Raw genomic sequence first — 26,551 nt, forward strand, 5'->3', positions numbered from 1 at the left:
TCCACTAGGGGGCTCAGGCCAACGTTTTACTGATGGATAAACCAGATAACCTTCGTTTGAGTATATTGTTCAAATGCCTCTAACCCGTTGTCTTTACCGCCAAAACCTGATTGACGAAAACCACCAAACGGCGTTGTAATATTGCCCTCACTAAAGCCATTGACTGAAACAGTACCCGCATTAATACGCTGTGCAATTTGCATGGCTCGGTGAATATTTTGGCTATAAAATGAAGCCGCTAAGCCATATTGAGTGTCATTAGCTAAAGCAACAGCTTCATCATCAGTTTTAAACGATGTGACGGCTAAAATAGGGCCAAAAACTTCATGCTTAAATAGCGACATTTCAGGCGTGACTTCATCAAAAATTGTCGGTTCGATATACCATCCCGCCCCCAATTCATGATGAATTTTTCCACCCGCAACTAATTTTCCTCCCTCTTTTAACGTGATATCTAAAAAGGATTTTACTTTCTCAAAATGAGCCTGTTCGACCATTGGCCCAATTGAAATATCCGCATGCCTTGGGTCGCCGACTTGCCATTCTTTAACGGCGGCGGCAAGCTTCTCTAATAGTGTTTTTTTGATGCTTTCGTGCACAATTAAGCGAGAACCACAGCTACAGTTTTCACTCATATTCCAAAAGGCAGCCGCCATAATATGCGGAATTGCCGCCTCAATATTGGCATCTTCAAACACCACTTGAGGGCTTTTTCCCCCACATTCGAGTACAATTTCTTTTAAGTTACTTTCTGCTGAATATTTTAAGAATAAACGCCCTACCTCTGTTGAACCGGTGAATGACACAACATCCACATCATGATGGCGGCCAAGAGCTTCCCCGACTTTTTCACCTAACCCACAAACTAAACTTAATGCGCCTTTAGGGACCCCTGCCTCATAGGCCAGTTCCACCATACGATAAGCACTTAATGAGGTTAATTCAGCAGGTTTCACAATCACCGAGTTGCCTACCGCGAGAGCAGGTGCCACTTTCCATGCAAACATCTGAGCAGGGAAATTCCACGGCAACACTGCACCAACCACGCCAATAGGCTCATGCACTATCAACCCCAATTCTTGATGGCTTGTTGGTGCAATTTTACCAAACAGTTTGTCAATCGCTTCGGCATACCAATAAAAGGTGTCAATCGTTGCGGGTAAATCCGTATTTAAGCATTCAGTGATAGGCTTACCTGCATCAATACAATCTAGCGCTGCAAGTTCTTCACTGTGTTTTTCAATGAGATTAGCCCATTTAAGCATGATAACTTTACGTTCTTGAGGCGATAATCCGCGCCATTCACCTTGATTAAATGTGTTACGCGCTACCTGTACCGCGGCATTAATATCGTTCGCATCACCGTCAGCAATAAAACCAATAACGCTATTATCGATTGGGGTACGGTTTTCTAATTTATTTTGCTGTTCTGGGTGCCCTGCAATTAAATTGCCCGCCCACAGTTTCCCTTGTTTTGCACATTCAAACACCTGCTGTTGGGTCATCGTCATATTTCCCCCTAGCGTTTAATTAATTTAATAAATTCATCACGTTCTTGAGACGCTAGATTTGACAGAGGCAAACGAACCGGGCCAACATTGAACGTTCCATTCAAGCAACCCGCCTTGGCTTTTTGGTTATAGTTCCCTGACTCCATTGAGTAAATTGCAGGATAGATTTCAGTCATAATTTGCTTCGCTTGTTGCCAGTCACCCGCCTGCGCTGCATTAAAAATAGCAACTTGCTCTGCGGGGAATACGTTCCCCGCACCCGCTATCCAACTTTTCGAACCCCAAAAGAAGAAATCCACAGGTTGGTCATCACAGCCACAAATAACCTCGAAATTTTTGAATGGTGTTTGTAATAGATGCAATGCTCGGCTAAAGCTACCGCTGCTTTCTTTGATGGCGACAATATTGTCAATTTCAGCTAACTTAATGACCGTTTCAATGTCGATTTCAATACCAATCCGAGCGGGAAAATTGTACATAATAATGGGTAATGGTGTTGATTTTGCGACTTTTTCATAGTGGGCATACACCCCTTGCTGGTCCGGCAGACTATACGGCGGAGGCGATAACATTAACCCTTCATAACCGAGCTCTTGAGCTTGTTTCGCGCGTGCGATTGCCCCCTCGGTTGATAAGTCGTTAATGCCCGCAATTAATGTCACTCGCCCTTTTGCAATCTTGCAAACGGTAGATAACACGGTTTTACGTTCATCTTCATTTAATGCGTAATATTCCCCTGTTGTCCCACAAACCACTAAACCGGTAACACCTCGCTCAATAAGTTTTTCAGTTAATTCAGCAAGTGCACTGATATTTAGTGTTAAATCATCATGAAACGGGGTCACTAAAGGAACAAGAATGCCATGGAAATTCATTTGAATTCTCCTCAAAATTAAAGAAATCGTTCAATGGAAAAAGGGGTACAGTCGATGCTTGTCGGCTGCTGATGAATAAAACTATTCACAATATCTGCGGTGATCGCCGCTTGGGTTAACCCCAAGTGTTGGTGACCAAATGCAAAAATATAGGGACCTTTGTGGTCTAAAACTGGCAATGAGTCTGATGTGGATGGGCGAAACCCCATCCATGATGTCGATTGTTGGCTGTTTAATGTTTCCTTGAGCATTGGTTGTGCTAACGGAAGAAAATGTTGAGCACGCTGCATATTTGCGGGGCGCTTTAGCCCTGCGTATTCCACGGTTCCTGCAAGGCGTAACCCTTGAGACATTGGCGTCATAATAAAACGCCTATCCATACTTGATACTGGTATTGATAAACGGCCTAATTCATTCGGCAACATCAAGTGATAACCACGCTCTGTTTCAAGTGGCACTTTGATGCGGCTGACCATTTTGACTAACGATTTAGAGAATGCGCCACCCGCAATAACAATTTTTTGTCCTGTGAACTGCCCTTGGGTCGTTGTCAATACGGCTTGTTGATTCGATGTTGATGTAATTTCTGTTACTTCACAGTGGGTTAATACTTGCCCACCCGCTTGTAAAAACGCCTCGGTCAACTTTTGGTGTAATGCACATAAATCCACAACATGGCCTGTATCTGGATAAAAAATGCCCCCGATTTGGCTTTCAGATAAAGCAGGTTCGCGTGTAAGTAGCGCATTTTGACCAATCAATTGATTTGTCACACCAATACTTTGTAGGTACTCACTGTGATGACTTAACTTATCGAGAGTTTCTTTTTTCTCAGCCACCAACAGTGACCCCTTCATTTTGACAAGGTCACTTAATTGCCATTTTTGAATAAATGCTTGCCATGAATCAAAAGCGGCACTATTTAATGTCGTCAAAGTGTGATGAATATGGGTAAAAGGCTTATGGCGCATATTACCCAATAATTTTATTAACCAAGGGGTTAAGGGTAATAGATAACGCCAATCCAAGCGCAAAGGCCCTAATGGGTCAAGTAGCATTTTTGGAAGTGATTTTAAGACACTCGGGTCAGCAATCGGAAAAACTTGTTCTGTCGCAATATGCCCTGCGTTGCCAAATGAGGCGCCTTGGCCAATTTCATGTTTATCAAGCAACAATACGTTTGACCCATTAGCTTGAACTGTCAGCGCAATACTCAGGCCAATAATACCGCCACCCACTACAATCACTGGATATTTGCGTTCCATTTCATTCCCCTATGCCACCGAAATTCCAAACCGAAATGGGTCTTGTTCATCTATCAATAAGGTATTTTTCCCACTGATATAGGCATGTCCGCGAATAGTAGGAATAATGCCGTTTTCATCTGCCTGCTGAAAACTGGCTTGAAATTGGCTACCAATAACACTGGCTTGATGCCAAATTTCACCAGCTGCCAGCTTTTTATCTGCCGCTAAGCAGGCAAGTTTGGCGCTAGTCCCTGTTCCACAAGGCGAGCGGTCATAAGCGCCACCAGGGCACAAAACAAAACTTTGGCTATTAGCATTGGGGTGTGAACCGAATAATTCGATATGGTCAATTTCTTGGTCATCTTTACCGTAGATACCTTGATCAGCTAAGGCTTGTTTAATCTTTAAGCTGACTTCTGTCAGTAATTTAATATTTTGGTAATCAATGGCGACTGGTGACTGTTCAACAAGAAAAAACCAATTTCCGCCCCAAGCAATATCCCCAGTAATGGGGCCGAGGTCTGGAACATTAACTTGTACCGCTTTGCGATAACGATATGAATAAACATTCTGAATGCTCACGCTACCATCTTGGTGTAGTTGCGCCGTCACATCTCCTACCGGAGTTTCAATAAGATGTTTGCCATAAGTGATATGACCGAGAAAATGCAACGAAGCCACTAAACCGATAGTGCCGTGGCCACACATTCCCAGATAACCTTGATTGTTAAAAAAAATCACACCTGCTGTTGCCGCTGGGTTTTGTGGTTTGCAGAGTAATGCGCCAACAAGAATGTCATTGCCACGTGGCTCTAAAATGGTGGTTTTACGCCATACATCATGTTGCTTGCGTAATTGCTCCAATCTCGATGCCATGCTTTGTTGCCCTAAATCAGGGAATCCATCAATGACTAGCCGAGTTGGCTCGCCTGCGGTATGGGAATCGATAACTTCAATTTTGGTATATTGAGATTGCATCAGCTAGCATCCTATTTATTATCATTGTTAATAGAATGCTTGATTTTTGTTAACAACTCTTGATATCTTTCTAACAAACTTATGCGGTTTTCTGCACAATCTCAAAATATTTAACAGAATTAGTAAGATTAATTTAATATTTCGGAGCGCAGCATGATCAATCTAAATAAATTGCTATTGATTAGTCAGGAAAATATGCTGTTTCCCGTTGATAATATTGACGTTTTATTAAATCATTTAGGTTTAATTATGCCTCTAATTAATACCTTGCCTAATGTGACTTTTTTTATAAAAGACCATAATGCAAAGTATTTATTGGCTAATGATAATCTAGCTACTCGTTGTAAAATCGACAGTGTTAATCATCTCGTTGGTAAAGGCGCTGAGGATATTTTTCATTCGGAACTCGGCCAAACTTATAGTTCTCAGGACTATTTAGTGATGGAAAAGAAAATTAGCGTCATTAATAAACTAGAGCTTCACCTGTATAAAGCGGGTTTGTTGGGATGGTGCTTAACGACTAAGGTTCCTATTTTTAATACACGTAACCAGGTTATTGGGGTTGCAGGAATTTCAGTGGATTTACAAGATGTAAAATCTGTCAGTCCTAAGCTGAACAACCAGCTTAGCCGTGTTGAACGCCATATTAGTGAACATTTTGATACCGCTATAAAAATGACAACTCTTGCTGAAATATCTGGCCTCTCCCTTTCCCAATTAAACCGCCAGTTTAAAGCTATTTTTTTGATAACCCCTCAGCAATATATTCAAAAAATGCGGCTTGAACATGCTATTGAACTGCTCGAAGATGATTTTTCAATCACTGAGATTTCCAGTAAATGTGCCTACGCTGATCACAGCGCTTTTTGCCGTAAATTCAAAGAAATGACCACAATGACACCCAGCCAATTTAAACGAATGCGTTCAAGAATCGATAAACAAAAGATATTGACGTGATCGGGTATCATATTGCTAATCTGTTTTCCTCAACGTGAATAAATCCATTCCATTTAATTTCATTAAATGTTTTTAGTTAATTATTCAAATTGTTAGAATAATTTTTTTACTAAAATAACACGGCTATATTCCTTGGTTATTTTCTAACTTAAGATAGCTCTTATTGCAGACATCAATCAATCGGGTATTGATATATCCCAAAGCTGCATCATTGTGCAGTGACGAGAAAGGAACACTCAATGACCATTTACGATCTGAAACCTAAATTTCAAGATCTGCTTCGTCCAATTGTTCATAAGTTATTTAGTGTGGGAGTTACCGCCAACCAAGTCACCTTGGCGGCTTTACTTTTATCCGTGATCAGCGGAATGCTATTACTGTTCATTCCAAATCCGCACCTGTTTATTTTATTACCTTTCGTTCTGTTTATTCGTATGGCACTCAATGCGATTGATGGCATGTTAGCAAGAGAACACAACCAGAAAAGCCATCTGGGTGCAATATTAAATGAGCTTGGTGATGTCATTTCAGATGTCGCACTCTACTCACCATTTGCCGTTATTTTCCCTCAAGCATTTTGGCTTATTTTATTAATTCTATTTCTTGCGCTACTCACTGAGTTTATTGGCGTTATCGCTCAATCAATTGGTGCATCTCGGCGCTATGACGGCCCTATTGGTAAAAGTGATCGAGCCTTTATTTTTGGTACGCTAGGACTGCTCGTTAGCATTTTTCCACAGATTATCTTTTCTAGTTGGGTAAATTATCTGTTTATCCTTTTAACTTTGTTGCTGTTTTATACTTGCTATAACCGTATTCGCCGTGCTCTTTGTGAATTATCTACATCGGCGAATAATAATTAAGGAAGAATTATGAACGTTCAGACAGATTATCTGACGCAACGTCCCGTTATTGAGTCCCAATTTACCACCAGTGACCATACTTCTCTTTTTTATCGACATTGGCCAACAGAAACGCCGACCAACAAAGCGATTATTTTATTTCATCGAGGCCATGAACATTCCGGCCGAGTCGCCCATTTAGTCGATGAACTCAATTTACCTGACTATGCTATGTTTGCATGGGATGCCCGTGGCCATGGTAGAAATGATGGCCCTCGAGGTTATAGCCCTTCACTAAGCACATCCATCAATGATGTCGATGAGTTTGTGCGTTACATTTCCGCTGAATATAATATTCCGTTAGAAAATATCATTGTCATTGGGCAAAGTGTTGGTGCCGTTCTTGTCTCCGCTTGGGTTCATGACTACGCCCCCAAAATTCGAGGGATGGTACTCGCCTCCCCTGCATTTAAAGTTAAATTGTATGTTCCATTTGCCCGAACAGGGCTTGCTTTAATGCAAAAGGCTCGAGGCTTGTTCTATGTAAATTCGTATGTTAAAGCTAAATTTCTCACTCACGATGCACAACGAATTGATTCGTTTAATCGCGACCCATTGATCACTCGCCCTATTGCCGTCAATATTTTACTTGAGCTGTATAAAACGGCTGATCGCATCGTTGCTGATGCGGGTGCAATTACTTTGCCCACTCAACTATTTATTTCGGGTAGCGACCACGTTGTTCACCACCAGCCTCAACATCAGTTTTTTGAAAAATTAAACACCCCAATAAAAGAAAAGCATATATTACCCGGTTTTTATCATGACACTTTAGGTGAAAAAGAACGCCATATCCCACTTGAGAAAATCCGTGAGTTTATTGGCAAATTATTCGCCTTACCGTGCTACCAACATAATTATCAATATGAAGATACGTGGAGTGTCAGCGCTGAAAAATATCGTTCACTCATGACACCATTACCTAAATGGTGTCCCAAAAATCTTGCTTATAAAATTATGAGCAAATCAATGAGCACACTTGGCAAAGCTTCTGAAGGTATTCGTATTGGTTATGATAAAGGGTTTGATTCAGGTTCGACCCTTGATTACGTATATCGCGATAAAGCGCAGGGGAAAGGCTTGTTTGGCCGTGTGATTGATAGGCAATATCTCAACAGTATTGGCTGGCAAGGAATACGCCAACGCAAAGTGAATATTGAAAATATTATTCGGCAGGCTATTCGTGACCTAACAGAGAAAGGGACGCCCGTGCGAATTATGGATATTGCCGCAGGCCAAGGTCGTTATATTTTTGATGCGATTAATGACTATGGAAAAGTCGAGTCCGTCCTGCTAAGAGACTATAGCCCTATCAATGTTGAGCAAGGGCGATTACATATAAAAGAACGTTACCTTGAAGACAAAATCCAATTTACTGAAGGTAATGCTTTTGATGCCGATGATCTAGCTGCGGTTTCACCATCACCAACAATTGGCATCGTCAGTGGTTTGTATGAGCTGTTCCCCAATAATGAAATGATAAAGGCTTCATTAAATGGGCTTTCTCGGGCAATTCCATCTGGCGGGCTATTAATTTATACCTGTCAACCATGGCACCCTCAAGTTGAAATGATTGCCCGGGTACTCCCAAGCCACCAAGGTGGGCAAGCATGGGTTATGCGTTGCCGTAGCCAAGGCGAAATGGATGCTTTAGTTGAAGAAGCGGGCTTTGAAAAACTAAACCAATCAATTGATAACTGGGGCATATTCAGCGTATCTATAGCTAGACGGCGTTAATCTAGTTATCCTCCAGAGTGATTGGTGACACATTATTGCCATCAATCACTTACTTCAACTTTAGATGATAGCCGTTGTTTATTGTTAGCAAAGCACCTATGCTGCTTAGCGTTATTTGTTTTCCCAATCATTTACTAATATCACCACCAGTTCGTTGACATTTAAGGAATAGGATAAAGGATGATAACTGCAACCAGCGAACCTCAACAGGTTGTACCTCGACGCAAAATAATACTTTCTGGTTTGCTATGGTTAGTTTTTCTAGCACCTTTTTTCTTCTTAACTTATGGCCAAGTCAATACCTATACCGCAACGTTAGACCAGGTTCCCTCTCTCGTTTTTTCTTGGGAAACACATATCCCATTTCTTCCTTGGACTATCATTCCCTATTGGAGCATTGACTTATTCTATGGGTTATCATTATTTATTTGCACGACCCGTAAAGAACAAACCATCCACGGCTTACGGCTGATCACGGCTTCTCTTGTTGCTTGTATTGGTTTTTTGCTATTTCCACTAAAGTTTAGTTTCCCTCGACCAAGCACTGATGGCCTATTTGGCTGGATGTTTAACAACCTAGAGCTATTTGATCTCCCCTTTAACCAAGCCCCTTCATTACATATTATTTTATTGTGGATCCTATGGTTACGTTTTCGAGCACATACACCAACAAAATGGCGCTGGTTGCTTCATAGTTGGTCTGTTTTAATTTTAATTTCAGTTCTAACCACATGGCAACACCACTTTATTGATGTCATCACTGGCTTTGTCGTTGGCCTATTAATTAGCTATTTACTTCCTATACAAACCCATTGGCAATGGCATTACACAGGTTCTCCTCGCAGTTTTAAAATGAGTAAAAACTATGGAACCAGTTCTCTTGCTTGTTTTATTCTTGCTTTTACCTTCCAAGGGTTCGCTTGGTTACTATTATGGCCTGCTATTGCCCTCTTTTTTATTACCCTTGGCTACTTAGGAGCCGGAGCCAGCGTTTTCCAAAAAACACCGGAAGGTAATATTTCCCCTTCAGCTGCTATTTTATTACTGCCATACCGGCTGATTGCTTGGGGAACCTATCATTACTTCGCTAAGCACTGCGCACAACCCAGTATTGTCAGTAAACATATTGTTTTGGGAGGGCGCCCGCTTTACGCTTTGCAAACTCAAGCTGTTCTAGATATGACTTGCGAATGGCCTCGCAATTCTTACAGTAAAGGGCTGAAATATTGTAGCCAACCGCAAATTGATTTGTTACCTCTAAGCGCGGAAGATATCGAAAAGTCAGTCCATACTATGGATGAGTTGGTAAAACACGGTGCGGTATATATTCATTGCAAATTAGGTTACTCACGAAGTGCGACTGTGGCTGTTGCATGGCTGGTACATCATGGTGATGCTAAAAATATAGAAAGGGCCGTAGTATTAGTTGAGCAAACTCGCCCACAAGTGATTTTAAATACAGCAACGATAGAGCAGCTGAATTATTGGTATACCCATTACCACCTAAACCGAGTGAAAAAATGAATACATTGATGAATAAACAACAAGGTGAAGTCATCACTATTTTGACTCATAGTTGGCGTTATTTCGCTGTAGGGTCTGTATTAGCATTATTTTGCCAATTAAGTTTATTTTTGGATTCTAATTACCCTAAATATATTTTATTCGTCAATGTAATTATATATATAATTTGCCAATATTATATATATCGCCTATGGCTAGATAACCATTTCTTTAAAATTATCTACACACATAATGAAACAGAACATTTTGATAACGCTTTAAATTTTTTATTTCCAAGCAAAATCAAACATCATACGATGCAGCAAAGGTGGTCTGGGACTAAACGTCTTTTCATACGTGCTCTTGGGCTAGTACTACTGCAATGGATAGGATTATTGGTAGCAATCATAACAATTTAGCCATTATACGTGTTGACTAATTATAATGATTTATAATTACTACTTAAAAAATAAAATTACGCTTACATCATTCACATATATAGTCTAAAAAAGAAAAATAGCCATATAAAATGTACTCTAACTATTTTTCTTTATAATATAACGGTTTTTTACTTTTGTTACTGAAAACGTTATGATAATTGCAGATTCATTGATACATAACAGATTTTTTTTAGATTGCTAAGCGTATCCTTATAGGTACATCTTTCGTTTATTTTTCACCCTGTTATTTGGTAGGGTATAATGAGTACAAAAAAAATTAATAGGTTGCGCCCTTTTAGTGCGCTAATAGATTCTTGTTGGAAAGAAAAATATACGGCTACCCGCTTTATTAAGGATTTAATCGCGGGTATTACCGTGGGTATTATCGCTATCCCCCTCGCAATGGCTTTGGCTATCGCTAGTGGTGTTCCGCCTCAATATGGGCTTTATACTGCCGCGATTGCTGGGATCGTCATCGCGGTAACTGGTGGGTCACGCTATAGCGTTTCAGGCCCCACAGCGGCTTTTGTGGTGATCCTCTATCCTGTCTCTCAACAATTTGGGTTAAGTGGGTTATTAGTCGCCACATTGATGTCAGGTGTTATACTTCTTGCGATGGGGTTTGCTCGCTTTGGTAAGTTTATTGAATACATACCCGTTTCTGTCACCTTAGGCTTTACTTCGGGAATTGCTATCACCATTGCTACCATGCAAATTAAAGATTTCTTTGGCTTGCAAATGGCGCATGTCCCAGAAAACTATGTTGATAAGCTCATTGCTATTGGCAATACCTTCCCCACTTTTCAGTACAGTGACACACTAATTGGTCTTTCAACCCTTTTAGTGCTTATCTTCTGGCCTAAACTAAAATTAAAACTTCCCGGCCATTTGCCAGCCCTTATTGTCGGGACTTTCGTCATGTGGGTACTTTCATTATTTGGTATGGAAGTCGCGACTATCGGTTCTGAATTTAGCTATTTATTGCCTGATGGTACTGAAGGTAATGGTATTCCCCCTATCCTACCGCAGTTTATTTTGCCATGGGAACTCCCCGGAAGTGCGCCAATCAACTGGGCGATGATCACCGCATTAATGCCTGCAGCATTTTCTATGGCGGTACTTGGCGCAATTGAGTCACTGTTATGTGCTGTAGTATTGGACAACATGACAGGAACCAAGCACCATTCCAATAGTGAACTTATTGGCCAAGGTGTGGGGAACATTGCGGCGCCTTTTTTTGGTGGGATCACAGCAACCGCTGCAATAGCACGCTCTGCAGCTAACGTCCGTGCAGGTGCTACATCCCCCATTTCTGCGATTATTCACTCAATACTGGTGATACTTACATTATTAGTTCTTGCACCAATGCTCTCTTATCTGCCATTAGCCGCAATGTCTGCATTACTATTGATTGTGGCTTGGAACATGAGTGCTGCGGGCAAAGTCGTTTACCTGATTAAACGTGCGCCAAAAGATGACATTATTGTATTAGTACTATGTATGTCTCTAACTGTTCTATTTGATATGGTTATTGCTATCACTGTCGGGATTGTTCTCGCGTCGTTATTGTTCATGCGGCGTATTGCCAATATGACCCGTTCAACACAACTCGCGGAAACAGACGAAGAGCGAAGCCGCTTAGTCGTAAGAATAAATGGCCCATTATTTTTCGCAGCTGCTGAACGTATTTTTGATGAATTGCGCGTCAAAAGCGCAGGTTATGAAACCATTATTATGCAATGGGACGCAGTGCCGGTTTTAGATGCAGGTGGTTTAGAAGCTTTCGAAAAATTCATAGATGCCGTACGCAAAGATACCCATGTCTTAGTTTGTGACATTCCGTTCCAGCCATTAAAAACTTTGGCAAGAGCGAAAGTGACACCTATTGAAGGCGTATTGAGCTTTTATAATTCAATGGATCATGCACTTGAAGCCGTTAAAGCTATCGAACAGGCAGGTTCTATCGACACAGAAAAACCAACAACAACGCCTTAACTTAGGTATCAAAGCAAACCGCCATGCTATTTCACATGGCGGTTTAGCTATCACTCACTAAAACAAAACATCTCATTCCCTGTATTTTTTCCTTTTTCGCAGGCTATTTCCCTTAATTTTTTTGCTTTAACTTGGTCGATGGTCACCGTTCCTGTGTTATCTTCAGAAAATCTAAACGCAGCCATCCACTCTGCATAGCCTGGATAAGTCATCTCATTTGCTTTATCAAACCATTGCTGTGCTTGCTTTTCGTCTTTTGCAACGCCTTTGCCATCTAAATAAATAACACCAAGCAAAATTGGAGCAATAAAATAATCCGGGTTATTTAACGCATTAACTTCATTAAGAAGTTCTATAGATTGTTGATAATCCGTTTTGCCTGCAATTGGGTTTATCAATGACTCTGCCAAACTGATTTTTCCTCGCGTACTGCCCATTTCAACCGCTTTTGTCGCGTATTTACGGGCATCAGCCAATTCCTGCGAAAAGTAACTATCACTTAATAGATTGATATCCGCCAATAATGCATAACCATCCGCATTACCGTTTTTTGCCGCTTCATTTGCCCATAAACGCGCACTATTAAAATTTTGTAGGACACCTAAACCGGAAAAATACATTTGAGCAAGTTGGTACTGAGCAAGGGCATCTTTCTTGACTGCTTTTTGGTGAGTTTGTACAAATTTTTGTTTATCTCCAGGAGTAATATCAAGTTGAGCGGCAGCTTGAAAAGAAAACGTAATTAAAGATGAAACGATAATAGCTTTATAAAAATTTGATTTCATAGTTGTTCTCATTAAAGAAGTCAAAGCGCGGAGCCTTGCCCTCCCCATTTTAAGAAATATTGATATAAATTATTCATTCCCACCCAATGATTTTCACACCAGTTCGGGGCGAGCAAAGTTGGCTTTCTTGCACTTGCACTGATACGGTGGTAGACAATGTCAGTTGGAGTATGGCGTACCATTTCACCAGCAGTTTGGGTATATTCATCAAGAGAAAGCGTTGCCAAGCGCCCTGTTCGCCAACTTTTGGCCATCACACTGCCTTCAACAATATGTAACGGATGTAATTTGATACCATCCGTTCCGCATTCAAGCACTTTATCAAGTGTTTCCATGTTCATTTGGCCATTTTCCCCGGGTAATCCACAAATCAAATGCGTACACACTTTTAATCCAAGGCTACGGGCTTTTTGCGTTGTCTGTCGGTATGCATCAAAACCATGTCCACGATTAATACGATGTAGCGTTTTATCATGAGCACTTTGTAAACCTAGCTCAAGCCATATTTCATAGCCTTTCTGTTGATACTGGCCTAACAAAGACAAAACGGATTCAGGGGCACAGTCAGGGCGAGTTCCTACGCATAAACCAACAATATCGGCTTGCAGTAAGGCTTCTTCATAAAGTTGTTTTAATAGGCTCACTTCGGCATAAGTGCTGGTATAGGCTTGAAAATAAGCTAAATAACGTTTTGCGCGGGAAATTCGGGTGATCTGTTGGTGAATTTGTTCACTAATAGTTTGAGATGACTGACTTTCATCAGCAAAAGAGGCCACATTACAAAAAGTGCAGCCTCCTCGCCCAAGGGTGCCATCACGGTTCGGGCAATTAAAGCCACCATGTAAGGTGATTTTATAGATTTTTTCACCATATCGGCGCTGTAAATCAGCGCCGAACATAGAAACGACTTCAGTGAGTTGCATAAACCGCCTAACTTAGCGACTTGTATCTAACTCTGGGAAGCTTTTTACAACTTCGTCAATTGCTTTCATTTGTTTCAGGAATGGCTCCAGCTTATCTAATGGCAGTGCTGATGGGCCATCGCAACGTGCGTTGTCTGGGTCTGGATGCGCTTCAAGGAATAAACCTGCTATTCCAACCGCCATTCCAGCTCTTGCCAACTCAGCAACTTGGCCACGACGGCCACCAGATGCTGCACCGAACGGGTCGCGGCATTGCAGTGCATGGGTTACGTCGAAAATGACAGGACAGCCTTTTGATGCTTGGACCATGACATTAAAGCCAAGCATATCAACCACTAGATTGTCATAACCAAAGTTCGCACCGCGGTCGCAAAGAATAATTTTATCATTACCGCCTTCGATAAATTTCTCGACGATATTCCCCATTTGCCCTGGGCTGATAAACTGTGGTTTTTTAATATTAATTACTGCATCTGTTTTAGCCATTGCCGCAACTAAATCTGTTTGGCGTGCTAAGAACGCAGGTAATTGGATAACATCAACGACTTCAGCAACAGGGGCGGCCTGTGCTGGCTCATGAACATCAGTAATGATTTTTACGCCAAATGTTTGTTTCAACTCTTGGAATATTTTCATTCCTTCTTCAAGACCAGGGCCACGATAAGAGTGGATTGATGAGCGATTTGCTTTATCAAATGACGCTTTAAAAACATAAGGAATTCCCAGCTTTTGTGTCACCGTGACATAATGCTCACACACTTTCATCGCCATATCGCGGGATTCTAATACATTCATTCCACCAAATAACACAAACGGCAAGTCGTTCGCGACATTGATATCACCAATATTGACTACTTTCTGTTGCATACTCTTACCTTAAATATTAAAACAGGGGATAGGCCTGTATGTTAATTAATGTAATACGACCGGATGGTTATCCAGCGAATAAATTTGTATTTTAATCATTTCAGAAACAGGGTCTTCTGGGCAATGCTCAATAAAATAATTGAGATCGCTCAATGCCACATGATTACAGTCTAAATGTGCCAGAATTAACCCTCGGTCACGAATTTCGTAAGGGTCTTCAGGGTCAAGAGTCAGAAGCGTTTCACAAACCCGCAACGCTAATTCCATCTTTTTCTCTTCCATTAATGACGCTTTTAATGTGTCAAAAATTTTACGAATGACAACGCTGTTTTCTGCTACATCCAGTTGGTCATGGTAAAATTCAGAAAAAGGATCAACTGTTCCTTTGAGCCATAAATTTAATGTGTGTAATGATAAAGATTCGCCATTAACAGGGTTAATTACCCATTGGCTACCATCATTTCTTTCACTGATAAATAATAATTGCGTAGGAAAAATAGCGGGATAAATCGCAATACCAAGGCGTTCGGCAACATACAAGAAGATAGCACCGAGTGTCACTGGCGTACCTTGCTTAGATGACAATACTTTATCTAACCACAGCATATCCGATAACAAATAAATTCCTTCAGCTGGACCAAACGACCATTCTTGGTAGAAAAGTGAAGTCAATTGCTGAATTTTTGTTTCATTATCAGCAGTTAAATCGATACAAGACTTGGCTGATGATACTAAGCTATCTAACTGAGCTTGCACTTTCATCAGCGGGAAATCATGACGGATACATTGTGACACAGTCATGATCCCTTCACTTAAAGGGAGTTGATTAAACTCTATATTCGCTATGGTTTTCATTACATTCCCACTGCTACGCCACTTAACCATTCCATTGACCGAGTGAAATTCGCTCTCTTCCACCATAATCAAGACAAGTCTCAATTTTGGTGTACCCATGTACTTTAAATAAATCACGCACCGCAAGACCTTGTGTCCAGCCATGCTCAAGAAGCAACCACCCTTGATTTTTAAGATACTTTTTAGATTCTTTAATGATATGCATTAAATCAGCTAAGCCTTCATCCTTCGCCACAAGAGCGGTTAACGGCTCAAATCGCACATCACCTTCACTGAGGTGCATATCATTTTCATCAATATAGGGTGGATTACTGATAATCATATCAAATTGTTGAATTGATAGTGAAGAAAACCAATTACTTTGTATAAATTTGACATTTGAAATATTCAAACGCTGCTGATTTCGTTGTGCTAAAGCAACTGCATCAGGGTTAAAATCAACACCAATAACCTGACTTTGTTGCATCTCTGACGCCAAAGCCAATGCAATCGCCCCTGTCCCAGTGCCTAAATCTAAAATTTGATTTTTTTGCTCTGTTAGCCTAGATAATGCTTGTTCAATAATGCATTCAGTATCTGGCCTAGGTATTAGTGTTGCAGGAGAGACATAAAGAGGAAGAGACCAGAACTCACGTTCACCGATAATATAGGCGATAGGCTCACCTTTCTCACGGCGTTGTAAAAGTAATTCAGCTTGTTGGAATTCTTCGGCTTTGAGTTCTGTTTCACCAAAAGCAAAAAGATAGGTACGACTGCGGCCTGTGACATGTTCCAGTAAAATTTCAGCGTCTCGCTTTGCACTGTCACTTGCAGACAGCCGATTCGCTGCCTGCTTGACCCATTCGATATATTGCATTATTCCTGCTCAGACAACGCAGAAAGTTGGTCTGCCTGGTATTCATTGATGATAGGTTGGATAAGTGAATCCAGTTTTCCTTCCATCACTTCATCCAAACGGTATAACGTTAAGTTGATACGGTGGTCAGTCACTCGGCCTTGAGGGAAATTATAGGTACGAATACGGTCAGAACGGTCACCAGAACCCAACAGGTTACGACGTTCAGAGGCTTCCGCGGCTTGGCGTTTATCCATTTCTGCTTGGCGAATACGTGCACCTAACACAGACATCGCTTTCGCTTTGTTTTTATGTTGTGAACGTTCATCTTGGCACTCAACAACGATACCTGTTGGAATATGGGTAATACGAATTGCAGAATCTGTGGTGTTAACGTGCTGACCACCCGCTCCTGATGAACGGAAGGTATCAATACGTAAGTCCGCAGGGCTGATTTCAGGTAACTCAGCTTCTGGCAGTTCAGGTAAAATAGCCACAGTACAAGCAGAAGTGTGGATACGGCCTTGAGATTCAGTTTCAGGGACACGTTGAACACGATGACCGCCTGACTCAAACTTTAAGCGACCATAAACGCTATCACCGGAAATTTTCGCGATAACTTCTTTAAAACCGCCATGTTCACCATCACTCGTGCTCATTAATTCAACGCGCCAGCGGTTGTTTTCTGCATAGCGGCTATACATACGGAATAAATCACCCGCAAAAATTGCCGCTTCGTCTCCCCCTGCTCCCGCACGGATTTCAACGAAGCAGTTATATTCATCATCAGGATCTTTCGGAAGCAATAACAATTGTAATTGCTGTTCGAGCTCTTCATTGCGCGCTTTGGCTTCTTTAAGCTCTTCTTGAGCCATTTCTTTCATTTCAGGATCGTCTAACAACATTTCAGCTGTTTCGATGTCATCCTGTACTGTGCGCCATGCGCTAAAGCATTTAGCGACATCAGACAATTGAGCATATTCTTTTGATAAAGCACGAAAACGGTCTTGATCGGCAATTACACCTGCATCAGCAAGGTGCGCTTCAATTTCTTCGTAGCGTTCTTGTAATGCTTCTAGTTTTGCGACAATAGAAGGCTTCATTCGTTATATAAGACCTATGATTAAAATGTGGTTATTGATGGTCCAGCCCTAAGCTGTCCCTAAGTAGATTTAGACGCTCTACATCCCCATTTCCTGCAGCTTGCTGCAAAGATTTGGTTGGAGCGTGAATAAGGCGGTTGGTTAATTGTTGCGATAATTGCATGATCACTTGCTCAGGGTCTGCACCTTGACGGATAGCCGTCAACGCTTTTTCAGTCATATTTGCCCGAATGGCCTCAGCTTGTTCTCTGTAATCGCGAATTGTAGACACTGCCGCTTGTGAGCGCAACCAATCCATAAAGTGGCTACTTTCTTGCTCAACAATGTATTCAGCTTCAACGGCTGCGGCTTTTCGCTGAGCAAGGTTCTGTGCAATGATAGATTCCAAATCATCCACAGTATAGAGATAAACATCTCTTAATTTTTCAACATCTTGTTCGATATCACGAGGAACGGCAATATCAATTAATAACATCGGCTTACTACGACGTATTTTCATAGCACGCTCGACCATCCCTTTCCCTATAATGGGTAAAGGACTCGCCGTTGAACTAATGACAATATCCGCTTCAGCTAAACGGTTATCAATATCCGATAACGAAATAACTTGTGCATTCACCTCATTGGCCAATAGCTCCGCACGTTCACGTGTTCGGTTAGCTATCATCATTTTTTGTACGCCGTGTTCGCGCAAATGACGAGCCACAAGTTCAATAGTTTCCCCTGCGCCAACTAACAAAATATTTAAATGCTTAAGTGATTCAAATATTTGACGAGCAAGTGTACAAGCAGCAAATGCCACAGAAACTGCATTCGCTCCAATATCGGTTTCTGTACGCACACGTTTTGCAACAGAAAATGATTTTTGGAAAAGACGCTCAAGTTCGCTTGATAACGAATGGTTACCTTGCGAAAGTGCAAACGCCTTTTTTACTTGCCCTAATATTTGTGGCTCTCCCAAAACTAATGAATCCAAGCCACTCGCCACACGCATTAGGTGGCTCACCGCTCGGTCGTCTTGGTGCCAATATAAACTTGGCTGTAAATCTTTTTGGGTTATACCATGAAAATCACACAACCATTTTACTAGCTGTTCTTGAGCTCGTTCTTGTGATTCAAGGCTCAAGTAAAGCTCAGTTCTATTACAGGTAGACAGCACAACGCCACCATTCACTTGAGGCTGTTTGAGAAGTTCCTCAAGTGCATGGTCAATTTTTTCAGGACCAAATGTCACCCGCTCACGCAGGGCTACTGGTGCTGTTTTATGGTTGATGCCTAAGGCTAATAAGGTCATTGTGCTTTACGACTTACTCACATTGCTTACAGTGCTAATTATTTTCAGTAATGCTCGATGGGTATTCCCCACCAATTTAGCAATACTGTTATTTATATTGTTCTATTGTAGATGATCCGCGTCTCTCTTTCTACGGTTTACATAAGCCTATCCTTCAGAAAGATGACCCACGCCAAAAAATAAACCGAAAAAACAGACGTAATGGTTATTTTACCAATCACAACTGATCGTAATTTTATCGTTTATTTATGCTATATGAAACTGATTATCAGCCATATCATTATTTACAATGATAAATTAACTACAATAAGATGCATAGAGAATGCAATTATTTCGCACAGAAAGCAAATGGTGACTGGTGAGGTCTATCCTGATAACTTAACGCCACATGAACCCAAACTGGATTGGCCTAATAACATTTTTAAGGAACCATTTTCCCTGTCAATACACTATGTTATTTGTATACAAACGGTAAATCACTTACAGGTTTTTATCCGCAAGGTATATCATCTAGTGTAATAGATGACTCTGATGGCCTTAACGCGCTAAACTGAACTTTTTTAAATGCAAGTAACTCAATTAGAGACTGCTATCAGCGCCCAATACAACTTTGAGATTTGATATGCAATTAACTCAAACTTTGCCCTTTATGCACATAAATAAGCATTTTTTTCGCCTATTGCCACTTTCATGCGTCTTGCTAACCGCATGCGTGACAACGTCACAAACGACCACAAAAGGAACCAGCTCCGCATCCGATGCGAAATGGAAAGCACATCAACAGGAATTAAGTCAGTTACGTGACTACCAAACCCGTGGATCATTTGCCTATAACGGCGGAGAAACAAAAACGTATGCTAAGTTTTTCTGGCAACAATATACACCTGAAAAGTACCGTTTGTTGCTGACCAACCCATTAGGTAGCCGCGAACTTGAGCTTACCGTTGAACCTGATTTAGCTCGGTTAACCACTAAAGATGGCCAAACCCATATGAGTGACGTTCCAAGCGAGCTTATCTATCAACTTACTGGTATGGAAATTCCAATTGATGACCTAACTGCATGGTTAACAGGCTCACCGGGACGTGCAACAGACTTTACCTTAGATGAAAACCACCTGCTGAAAAGTGTCACGTTTAAAAGCAATGGTGAAACTTGGCAGCTCAACTACATTTCGTATGACAGCAAAACGGTACCTATGCTGCCAAACTACCTAGAGCTACGCCAAGGGGACAGGCTTATCAAATTAAAAATGGATAGTTGGACACTGAAGAAATGACGTTAACATGGCCATCTCCGGCAAAATTAAATCTTTTTTTGTACATCACAGGCCAACGCTCTGATGGCTACCATGAATTACAAACTCTATTTCAATTTGTTGATTATGGCGATGAAATCACCATTACAGCACGTGATGACGACCAACTGAATTTATTGACTGACATGCAAGGGGTTCCCCCCGAAAAAAACCTAATTTTACGGGCAGCTAAATTATTACAATCCTATTGCCGCGATACCTTACAGCACTATGGCCCATTAGGGGCTGATATTTGTATTCATAAAGTATTGCCCATGGGCGGTGGTATTGGTGGGGGCTCATCAAACGCAGCAACAACCTTAATTGCGCTTAACGAACATTGGAAAACACAGGTTTCTGATGAAGTCCTTGCAGAATTAGGTGCATCATTAGGTGCTGATGTTCCAGTGTTTGTTCGTGGACATGCCGCTTTCGCTGAAGGGATTGGTGATATTTTAACCAAAGCTTCCCCTGAAGAGAAATGGTATCTCGTCGCTCATCCTGGAATTGAAATATCAACCCCGATGATCTTCACAGATCCACAATTAAATCGAAATTCTCCAAAACGCTCCCTAGCCGCATTATTACTGGCTCCGTACGCAAATGACTGTGAACCAATCGCAAGAAAACGTTTTCGTGAGGTTGAACAGCTTGTTTCTTGGCTGTTAGAATATGCTCCGTCTCGCCTTACAGGAACAGGCGCATGTGTTTTTTCTGAATTTGAAACACAAGCGGATGCCCTGCAGGTGTTAAATAAAGCCCCATCGTGGGTGCAAGGGTTCGTCGCTCAAGGCGTTAACGTTTCCCCACTGCACAAGTTCCGCGCTGGGATAACCCGTGTATTGCACCAATAAGCCTTGTCGCTATTGGTCAACAATATCTCTCTGGACGCAAGCCTGAGGTTTTTCTCGTGCCCGATATGAAGCTTTTTGCTGGTAACGCTACACCGGAACTAGCACAACGTGTTGCTAACCGCCTTTACACTAATCTTGGAGACGCGGCTGTTGGTCGTTTTAGCGACGGCGAAGTCAGTGTTCAAATTAATGAAAATGTTCGCGGTGGTGATATTTTTATCATCCAGTCAACTTGTGCACCAACCAATGATAACCTGATGGAACTGGTTGTTATGGTCGATGCGCTACGCCGTGCATCTGCTGGTCGTATTACCGCTGTTATCCCTTACTTCGGTTATGCAAGACAGGATCGTCGCGTACGTTCTGCCCGTGTACCAATCACCGCTAAAGTTGTTGCCGATTTTCTGTCAAGTGTAGGTGTAGACCGTGTGCTCACTGTCGATTTACACGCAGAGCAGATCCAGGGCTTCTTTGATGTTCCTGTGGATAATGTATTTGGTAGCCCTATTCTTCTGGAAGATATGTTACAGAAGAATTTGGAAAACCCAATCGTTGTATCTCCAGACATCGGCGGCGTGGTACGTGCTAGAGCTATCGCAAAACTCCTGAATGACACTGATATGGCCATTATTGACAAACGCCGCCCACGTGCGAACGTTTCTCAAGTTATGCATATCATTGGTGATGTTTCAGGTCGTGATTGCATCTTAGTGGACGATATGATTGATACCGGTGGTACTCTGTGTAAAGCAGCTGAAGCACTGAAAGAACGTGGTGCTAAACGTGTATTTGCATACGCAACACACCCGATTTTCTCAGGTAATGCTGTAGACAACATCAAAAATTCAGTCATTGATGAAGTCATTGTTTGTGACACTATACCTCTTTCTCCTGAAATCAAGGCGCTGAGCAATGTTCGCACCTTAACGCTTTCAGGTATGTTAGCTGAAGCTATCCGTCGTATCAGCAACGAAGAGTCAATTTCAGCAATGTTTGAGCACTAATTCTCCAATATTGGGTTTTAGCGTTCAACCATAATGAAAAAGTCACAATAAAAAATATAAGCCCCTGCAATGTAATTTGCAGGGGCTTTATGATTTTGCAGGAAAGAAACCATCGATGCCTATGTTTATATTCTATCGCCAATCATAGTGGTGATTTCACGTAATAAAACGATAAAAATAGCCATCTAAAATAACTCACAATCTTCACGACAAAAGAGCAAAATTCTTTGGAATTTCACTCTTCTTAATGCCTAATTATCAAACTTATTCACCATTATCAGCAATTAATTGCTCTAGGCTATTTATGGATAGCGGTGATTATCTCTGCGTGAATGATATTGTTGTTTTAACTGCCAGTAACGGTCTGCAACTTTTTCACGGCCGCCGATCCTTGCACCGACTAACCATACCATCGCACCGATAAAAATGCCGAATAAGGAACCATTGGTAATAAGTTCTGAAAGGCCTAAGTTAACAATATGAGAGAATAAGTTGACACCAATACTCCCGATCATCAACACCATTCCGATTCCCATGAAGACATTACCAAGAAGATGAGCGCTTTTCCGTTTCATATATACCTCCAGTACCAGTAAACTGATAAGCAAGCATGTGTAAATAAATTCGGTCATACTTTATATTTATGTAATGATTATAGTGCATTAAGTAAAATTTTTTGCGATAGACATCACAAGGAAGGAAGTTAGCAAGAATATCTGTACAAAAAGTGCTTTTTATCAAAAACCCAGAAAATCCGAATAGTTTATTCGGCAATTATAATCATAGTGACTTTTATCTATCACAATTTTGTACATCCTGTATTTCACAAGGTAAACTAAGGCATTATTTTCATAACTGATAGTGAAATCATCGCCGTGAGCAAAATTAAGTTAATTGTTGGACTTGCCAATCCAGGTGCTGAATATGCACAAACGCGCCATAATGCAGGTGCATGGTATGTTGATTTACTGGCTGAGCGCCATAATCAGCCATTGAAAGAAGAAGCTAAATTTTTTGGTTATACCGCTCGCATTAATATGAACGGTAACGATATCCGTCTGCTGGTTCCAACCACATTTATGAATCTAAGTGGTAAATCTGTTGCCGCTATAGCTAATTTTTATCGCATCAATCTCGATGAGATCTTAGTCGCCCATGATGAGCTCGATTTACCACCAGGTGTGGCTAAAATGAAGTTAGGAGGCAGTAATGGCGGGCACAATGGGTTGAAAGATATTCAAAGCAAATTCGCCAATAACCCGAATTTTTATCGTTTACGCATTGGTATTGGTCATCCGGGTGATAAAAATAAAGTTGTTGGTTTTGTTTTGGGCAAACCGCCTTTATCTGAACAAAAGCTCATTGATGATGCGATTGATGAAGCAGCTAGGTGCACAGATATTCTCCTGGCTGATGGGATGGACAAAGCCATCAATCGTTTACATGGTTTTAAAGCAACCGCATAAGAGTTCATTTCATCCGAATCAACTTTTTGTGTATAATCAGCGCCAATTTCTAAACATTGGGTGCAGCGTGAGGCTGCCCCTTGCTATTAAGGTGAGAAACATATGGGTTTTAAATGCGGTATCGTTGGTCTGCCTAACGTGGGTAAATCCACCCTATTTAATGCATTGACCAAAGCCGGCATCGAAGCAGCCAACTTCCCTTTCTGTACAATTGAACCAAACACGGGTGTTGTGCCAATGCCAGACCCACGTCTTGATCAATTAGCTGAAATTGTGAAGCCACAGCGTATATTACCAACGACTATGGAATTCGTTGATATCGCGGGCTTAGTGAAAGGTGCATCCAAAGGTGAAGGCCTAGGTAACCAATTTTTAACGAATATCCGTGAAACCGAAGCCATTGGCCATGTTGTTCGTTGTTTTGAAAACGACAATATCATTCACGTTGCAGGCCAAGTTGACCCTGCCGCAGATATTGAAGTCATTAATACTGAATTAGCACTTGCTGACCTTGATACTTGTGAGCGCGCTATTCACCGTGTCCAAAAACGTGCAAAAGGCGGCGATAAAGACGCAAAAGCGGAATTAGAAGCATTAGAGAAATGTTTGCCGCACTTAGAGCAAGCAGGCATGTTACGCACATTAGATTTATCTAATGAAGATAAAGCGGCTATCCGCTACTTGAGCTTTTTAACATTAAAGCCAACCATGTACATTGCTAACGTTAATGAAGATGGTTTTGAAAATAACCCGTTCTTAGATGTGGTGTATAAAATCGCAGAAGCCGAAGGCTCTGTAGTTGTTCCTGTCTGCGCAGCGATTGAGTCTGATATCGCAGAACTTGAAGACGAAGAACGCGATGAATTTATGGCGGATTTAGGTATTGAAGAGCCGGGTCTTAACCGTGTTATTCGTGCTGGATATCAGTTATTAAACCTGCAAACCTATTTTACTGCCGGTGTTAAAGAAGTGCGTGCGTGGACTATCCCTGTTGGTGCAACTGCGCCACAAGCTGCGGGTAAAATCCATACTGACTTCGAAAAAGGTTTTATTCGCGCGCAAACTATCGCATTTGATGACTTTATCCAATACCGTGGCGAGCAAGGTGCTAAAGAAGCAGGTAAAATGCGCGCAGAAGGAAAAGATTACATCGTGAAAGACGGCGATGTACTCAACTTTTTGTTTAATGTGTAAGCCTATATTTTAGATTTGCACCCAACTAAAAAGTATCATTAATCAAAAAACAGCATAATATTTAATTTATAAATATAATACTATGCTGTTTTCCCTCCTGTTATATCATAAAAACTCACTATTGGTTCTCCTTCTCTTTCTAAATAAATAGAATCTAGCTTACTTTCATAACAATTTGAATTTACAGGCTAACAAAGCCAAGTTAAAAAATATCAGACTAATGACCGCCCTAAGTCATATCTTAAAATAAAACATTATGGTAAAAACGACACATATCCGTACTTGTTTACTACTCTGCAGTAACTCTCTTACTAGATATAAAGTAAGCTAGAAGAGCCCGTAACAAAAAATTTAAGCAGATAGAACCCTATAGTGTCTCGGCTATGAAGGTATAAATATTTAGATAAGTAAGGCTATTGATGTAATGATAAGAAGCCACACATCATCTCTGCTAGCTACTATAATGATTTAATTGTATTTTTTTGTAGATTTTTACTCCAAATAAGAGTATTAATCAATCAATTGATTTTATTGCCTTTTTTCTAAATTCTTTCGTTTTTCAAATTACACAATCACTCCTTATGTGTGTGTTTTTGATTGAAATTGAGTTATTTTGTTACAATTTAAGAGGATTTATTAAAATTTGTTAATTTCAGATAAAAATACTTTTTTTCACGTCAAACCAAGCCTAATAAACTAACAAGCTAACTTCTAAATTTGATTTTAAAAAAATTGTTAAAAACTTTAAATGTTTATAACTTATTGTTAGATAAGAAAAACAACTGAATTGTAAAAAGTGTAAATATAGCCAGTTAAATAGACTCTATTCTTTTTCGTGGTTTGATTTAAAAAATGCTACTCATTATAATTGTAAGAACTTAAAGGGAATATATAAGAGCACAACAAATTATAAATTATTAAACTGAGACCTTGTTATTAATTATGAGTAAAGTTAATAGAGTCATATCCAAATATGAAACACAAGATAATCTATTTTCTATTTACTGTGGATTAGTTATAAGAAAAATACGTAAAGAGAATGGTATTTCTGCTTGTGAACTAGCAAAACAAGTAAATGTTTCACAGCAACAAATGTCACGTTATGAACGTGGAATAAATAAAATTAGTATTGATATGTTATTTAATTTAAGCGTAGCACTCGATTGTCCATTTGAAAGAGTCATTAAGCTTATTATTGCTGAAGTTCAAAAATCCCCTTCGGATGATGTAACTTCTTTAAAAAATAAGATATCAGCCTCTGATACAATTTATTTTTATTAGTCCATTTAAATATATTTTATTTAAATATTTTTTATTTAAAAAATGCATATAAATATTTATATGTATATCTATACTTATCGTTTGAGGAAAAAATGAAAAAAATTATTTTAGCAACTATGATTTCTGGTTTAATGAGTACATCTGCTTTAGCTGTTGATCAAGGGAGTGGTACGGTAACATTTTCTGGTTCTATTATTGAAGCGCCATGCTCTATTGCTCCTGGTGAAGAGAATCAAGAAGTTCCATTAGGCCAAGTATCTAATGTAACTTTAGATAATGGTGGTGAATCCTCTGCACAACCGTTCCAGATTAAATTGGAAGGTTGTAACCTGAAAGGTGATAATCAAGTTGCTGTCACTTTCAAGGGAACTGAGGCAGGGAAAGATACTGGTTATTTACAGATTACAGGTGATGCTACAGGTGCCGCAGTGAAGATCATGAATTCATCAGGCGCTCAAATTAAAGTTAACTCTAGCGCAAAGCAAAATTATGTTGAAGGAAATAATACATTAAAATTCCAAGCATCCTTAATTGGGCTTAAGTTAGTTGATGCACAAAGCAAAGTTATTCCAGTAACACCAGGAAAATTCCAAGCAGTCACTAACTTTACATTAGCATATAATTAAATAATTTTTTATAAAATGCTAT

Annotated in this window: 25 protein-coding genes; 13 read left to right on the forward strand and 12 right to left on the reverse strand. The window is 40.5% G+C overall.

Features of this window, described 5'->3' with window-relative positions; all coding sequences use genetic code 11:
- Nucleotides 1-26: 26 nt before the first annotated feature.
- The 4 genes from M1F26_RS10440 to M1F26_RS10455 are packed head-to-tail and all read right to left on the reverse strand — an operon-like array spanning nt 27 to nt 4,611.
- Nucleotides 27-1,511 carry an aldehyde dehydrogenase gene (locus M1F26_RS10440; RefSeq protein ID WP_140172404.1) on the reverse strand — a complete coding sequence of 495 codons (1,485 nt, stop codon included), beginning with the start codon at nt 1,509-1,511 and terminating at the stop codon, nt 27-29.
- A gap of 8 nt (nt 1,512-1,519) precedes the next feature.
- The gene (gene dapA, locus M1F26_RS10445; RefSeq protein ID WP_140172403.1) at nt 1,520-2,386 is read right to left on the reverse strand and encodes a 4-hydroxy-tetrahydrodipicolinate synthase; all 867 of its coding nucleotides are present in this window, start codon (nt 2,384-2,386) and stop codon (nt 1,520-1,522) included.
- A 17-nt stretch (nt 2,387-2,403) separates the two neighbouring features.
- On the reverse strand, nt 2,404-3,651 hold the full coding sequence (locus tag M1F26_RS10450) for an NAD(P)/FAD-dependent oxidoreductase (protein ID WP_140172402.1): 1,248 nt from the start codon (nt 3,649-3,651) through the stop codon (nt 2,404-2,406).
- Nucleotides 3,652-3,660: 9 nt separating this feature from the next.
- Nucleotides 3,661-4,611 (reverse strand): 4-hydroxyproline epimerase, encoded by a 951-nt coding sequence (locus tag M1F26_RS10455; RefSeq protein ID WP_094962523.1) that lies wholly within the window; start codon nt 4,609-4,611, stop codon nt 3,661-3,663.
- Between the two features lie 153 nt (nt 4,612-4,764).
- On the opposite strand from M1F26_RS10455, the gene M1F26_RS10460 reads away from it, so the two are divergent.
- From M1F26_RS10460 to dauA, 6 genes are all read left to right on the forward strand, one after another.
- The gene (locus M1F26_RS10460) at nt 4,765-5,568 is read left to right on the forward strand and encodes a helix-turn-helix domain-containing protein (RefSeq protein ID WP_140172401.1); all 804 of its coding nucleotides are present in this window, start codon (nt 4,765-4,767) and stop codon (nt 5,566-5,568) included.
- Between the two features lie 239 nt (nt 5,569-5,807).
- Nucleotides 5,808-6,431: a CDP-alcohol phosphatidyltransferase family protein gene (locus M1F26_RS10465; protein ID WP_140172400.1), complete on the forward strand. Its 624-nt coding sequence runs from the start codon at nt 5,808-5,810 to the stop codon at nt 6,429-6,431.
- 9 nt (nt 6,432-6,440) lie between these two features.
- Nucleotides 6,441-8,207: a bifunctional alpha/beta hydrolase/class I SAM-dependent methyltransferase gene (locus tag M1F26_RS10470; RefSeq protein WP_140172399.1), complete on the forward strand. Its 1,767-nt coding sequence runs from the start codon at nt 6,441-6,443 to the stop codon at nt 8,205-8,207.
- A 180-nt stretch (nt 8,208-8,387) separates the two neighbouring features.
- On the forward strand, nt 8,388-9,731 hold the full coding sequence (locus M1F26_RS10475; RefSeq protein ID WP_140172398.1) for a phosphatase PAP2/dual specificity phosphatase family protein: 1,344 nt from the start codon (nt 8,388-8,390) through the stop codon (nt 9,729-9,731).
- 8 nt (nt 9,732-9,739) lie between these two features.
- A complete protein-coding gene (locus M1F26_RS10480) occupies nt 9,740-10,129 on the forward strand; it encodes a hypothetical protein (RefSeq protein WP_227528767.1) in 390 nt (129 codons plus the stop codon).
- Between the two features lie 282 nt (nt 10,130-10,411).
- A complete protein-coding gene (gene dauA, locus M1F26_RS10485) occupies nt 10,412-12,145 on the forward strand; it encodes a C4-dicarboxylic acid transporter DauA (protein WP_004255130.1) in 1,734 nt (577 codons plus the stop codon).
- 50 nt (nt 12,146-12,195) lie between these two features.
- On the opposite strand, the gene M1F26_RS10490 is transcribed toward dauA, so the two are convergent.
- The 7 genes from M1F26_RS10490 to hemA are packed head-to-tail and all read right to left on the reverse strand — an operon-like array spanning nt 12,196 to nt 18,807.
- Nucleotides 12,196-12,930, reverse strand: a complete 735-nt coding sequence (locus tag M1F26_RS10490; protein ID WP_140172396.1) for a tetratricopeptide repeat protein — start codon at nt 12,928-12,930, stop codon at nt 12,196-12,198.
- Nucleotides 12,931-12,950: 20 nt separating this feature from the next.
- Nucleotides 12,951-13,853, reverse strand: coding sequence for a TIGR01212 family radical SAM protein (locus M1F26_RS10495; protein WP_140172395.1), 903 nt, complete (start codon nt 13,851-13,853; stop codon nt 12,951-12,953).
- A gap of 12 nt (nt 13,854-13,865) precedes the next feature.
- The gene (kdsA, locus tag M1F26_RS10500) at nt 13,866-14,720 is read right to left on the reverse strand and encodes a 3-deoxy-8-phosphooctulonate synthase (protein WP_004255137.1); all 855 of its coding nucleotides are present in this window, start codon (nt 14,718-14,720) and stop codon (nt 13,866-13,868) included.
- 45 nt (nt 14,721-14,765) lie between these two features.
- Nucleotides 14,766-15,575: an invasion regulator SirB1 gene (gene sirB1 / locus M1F26_RS10505; protein WP_036958727.1), complete on the reverse strand. Its 810-nt coding sequence runs from the start codon at nt 15,573-15,575 to the stop codon at nt 14,766-14,768.
- 22 nt (nt 15,576-15,597) lie between these two features.
- Nucleotides 15,598-16,431, reverse strand: a complete 834-nt coding sequence (prmC, locus tag M1F26_RS10510) for a peptide chain release factor N(5)-glutamine methyltransferase (RefSeq protein ID WP_094962514.1) — start codon at nt 16,429-16,431, stop codon at nt 15,598-15,600.
- A complete protein-coding gene (prfA, locus tag M1F26_RS10515; protein ID WP_004264135.1) occupies nt 16,431-17,513 on the reverse strand; it encodes a peptide chain release factor 1 in 1,083 nt (360 codons plus the stop codon). Before prfA ends, prmC begins: the two co-directional genes overlap by 1 nt.
- A gap of 31 nt (nt 17,514-17,544) precedes the next feature.
- On the reverse strand, nt 17,545-18,807 hold the full coding sequence (hemA, locus tag M1F26_RS10520) for a glutamyl-tRNA reductase (RefSeq protein WP_004264133.1): 1,263 nt from the start codon (nt 18,805-18,807) through the stop codon (nt 17,545-17,547).
- A 622-nt stretch (nt 18,808-19,429) separates the two neighbouring features.
- Here hemA and lolB point away from each other — a divergent pair.
- The 3 genes from lolB to prs are packed head-to-tail and all read left to right on the forward strand — an operon-like array spanning nt 19,430 to nt 21,962.
- Nucleotides 19,430-20,086 (forward strand): lipoprotein insertase outer membrane protein LolB, encoded by a 657-nt coding sequence (lolB, locus tag M1F26_RS10525; protein WP_004264131.1) that lies wholly within the window; start codon nt 19,430-19,432, stop codon nt 20,084-20,086.
- The gene (gene ispE, locus M1F26_RS10530; RefSeq protein ID WP_140172373.1) at nt 20,083-20,958 is read left to right on the forward strand and encodes a 4-(cytidine 5'-diphospho)-2-C-methyl-D-erythritol kinase; all 876 of its coding nucleotides are present in this window, start codon (nt 20,083-20,085) and stop codon (nt 20,956-20,958) included. The genes lolB and ispE overlap by 4 nt, the downstream gene beginning before the upstream one ends.
- Before the next feature lie 56 nt (nt 20,959-21,014).
- Nucleotides 21,015-21,962: a ribose-phosphate diphosphokinase gene (gene prs / locus M1F26_RS10535; RefSeq protein ID WP_004910604.1), complete on the forward strand. Its 948-nt coding sequence runs from the start codon at nt 21,015-21,017 to the stop codon at nt 21,960-21,962.
- A 302-nt stretch (nt 21,963-22,264) separates the two neighbouring features.
- On the opposite strand, the gene ychH is transcribed toward prs, so the two are convergent.
- The gene (gene ychH, locus M1F26_RS10540; protein WP_004910602.1) at nt 22,265-22,537 is read right to left on the reverse strand and encodes a stress-induced protein YchH; all 273 of its coding nucleotides are present in this window, start codon (nt 22,535-22,537) and stop codon (nt 22,265-22,267) included.
- A 300-nt stretch (nt 22,538-22,837) separates the two neighbouring features.
- Here ychH and pth point away from each other — a divergent pair, with 300 nt between their 5' ends.
- The 4 genes from pth to M1F26_RS10560 all read left to right on the forward strand — a co-directional run bounded on the left by pth (nt 22,838) and on the right by M1F26_RS10560 (nt 26,529).
- Nucleotides 22,838-23,428 carry an aminoacyl-tRNA hydrolase gene (gene pth, locus M1F26_RS10545; RefSeq protein ID WP_110591647.1) on the forward strand — a complete coding sequence of 197 codons (591 nt, stop codon included), beginning with the start codon at nt 22,838-22,840 and terminating at the stop codon, nt 23,426-23,428.
- A 102-nt stretch (nt 23,429-23,530) separates the two neighbouring features.
- The gene (gene ychF, locus M1F26_RS10550) at nt 23,531-24,622 is read left to right on the forward strand and encodes a redox-regulated ATPase YchF (protein ID WP_094962511.1); all 1,092 of its coding nucleotides are present in this window, start codon (nt 23,531-23,533) and stop codon (nt 24,620-24,622) included.
- Nucleotides 24,623-25,564: 942 nt separating this feature from the next.
- The gene (locus M1F26_RS10555; RefSeq protein ID WP_094962510.1) at nt 25,565-25,903 is read left to right on the forward strand and encodes a helix-turn-helix domain-containing protein; all 339 of its coding nucleotides are present in this window, start codon (nt 25,565-25,567) and stop codon (nt 25,901-25,903) included.
- A 92-nt stretch (nt 25,904-25,995) separates the two neighbouring features.
- A complete protein-coding gene (locus M1F26_RS10560) occupies nt 25,996-26,529 on the forward strand; it encodes a fimbrial protein (RefSeq protein ID WP_140172372.1) in 534 nt (177 codons plus the stop codon).
- The last annotated feature ends 22 nt before the right edge of the window (nt 26,530-26,551 follow it).

Source organism: Providencia sp. PROV048, assembly GCF_033688165.1.
Taxonomy (GTDB): domain Bacteria; phylum Pseudomonadota; class Gammaproteobacteria; order Enterobacterales; family Enterobacteriaceae; genus Providencia; species Providencia hangzhouensis.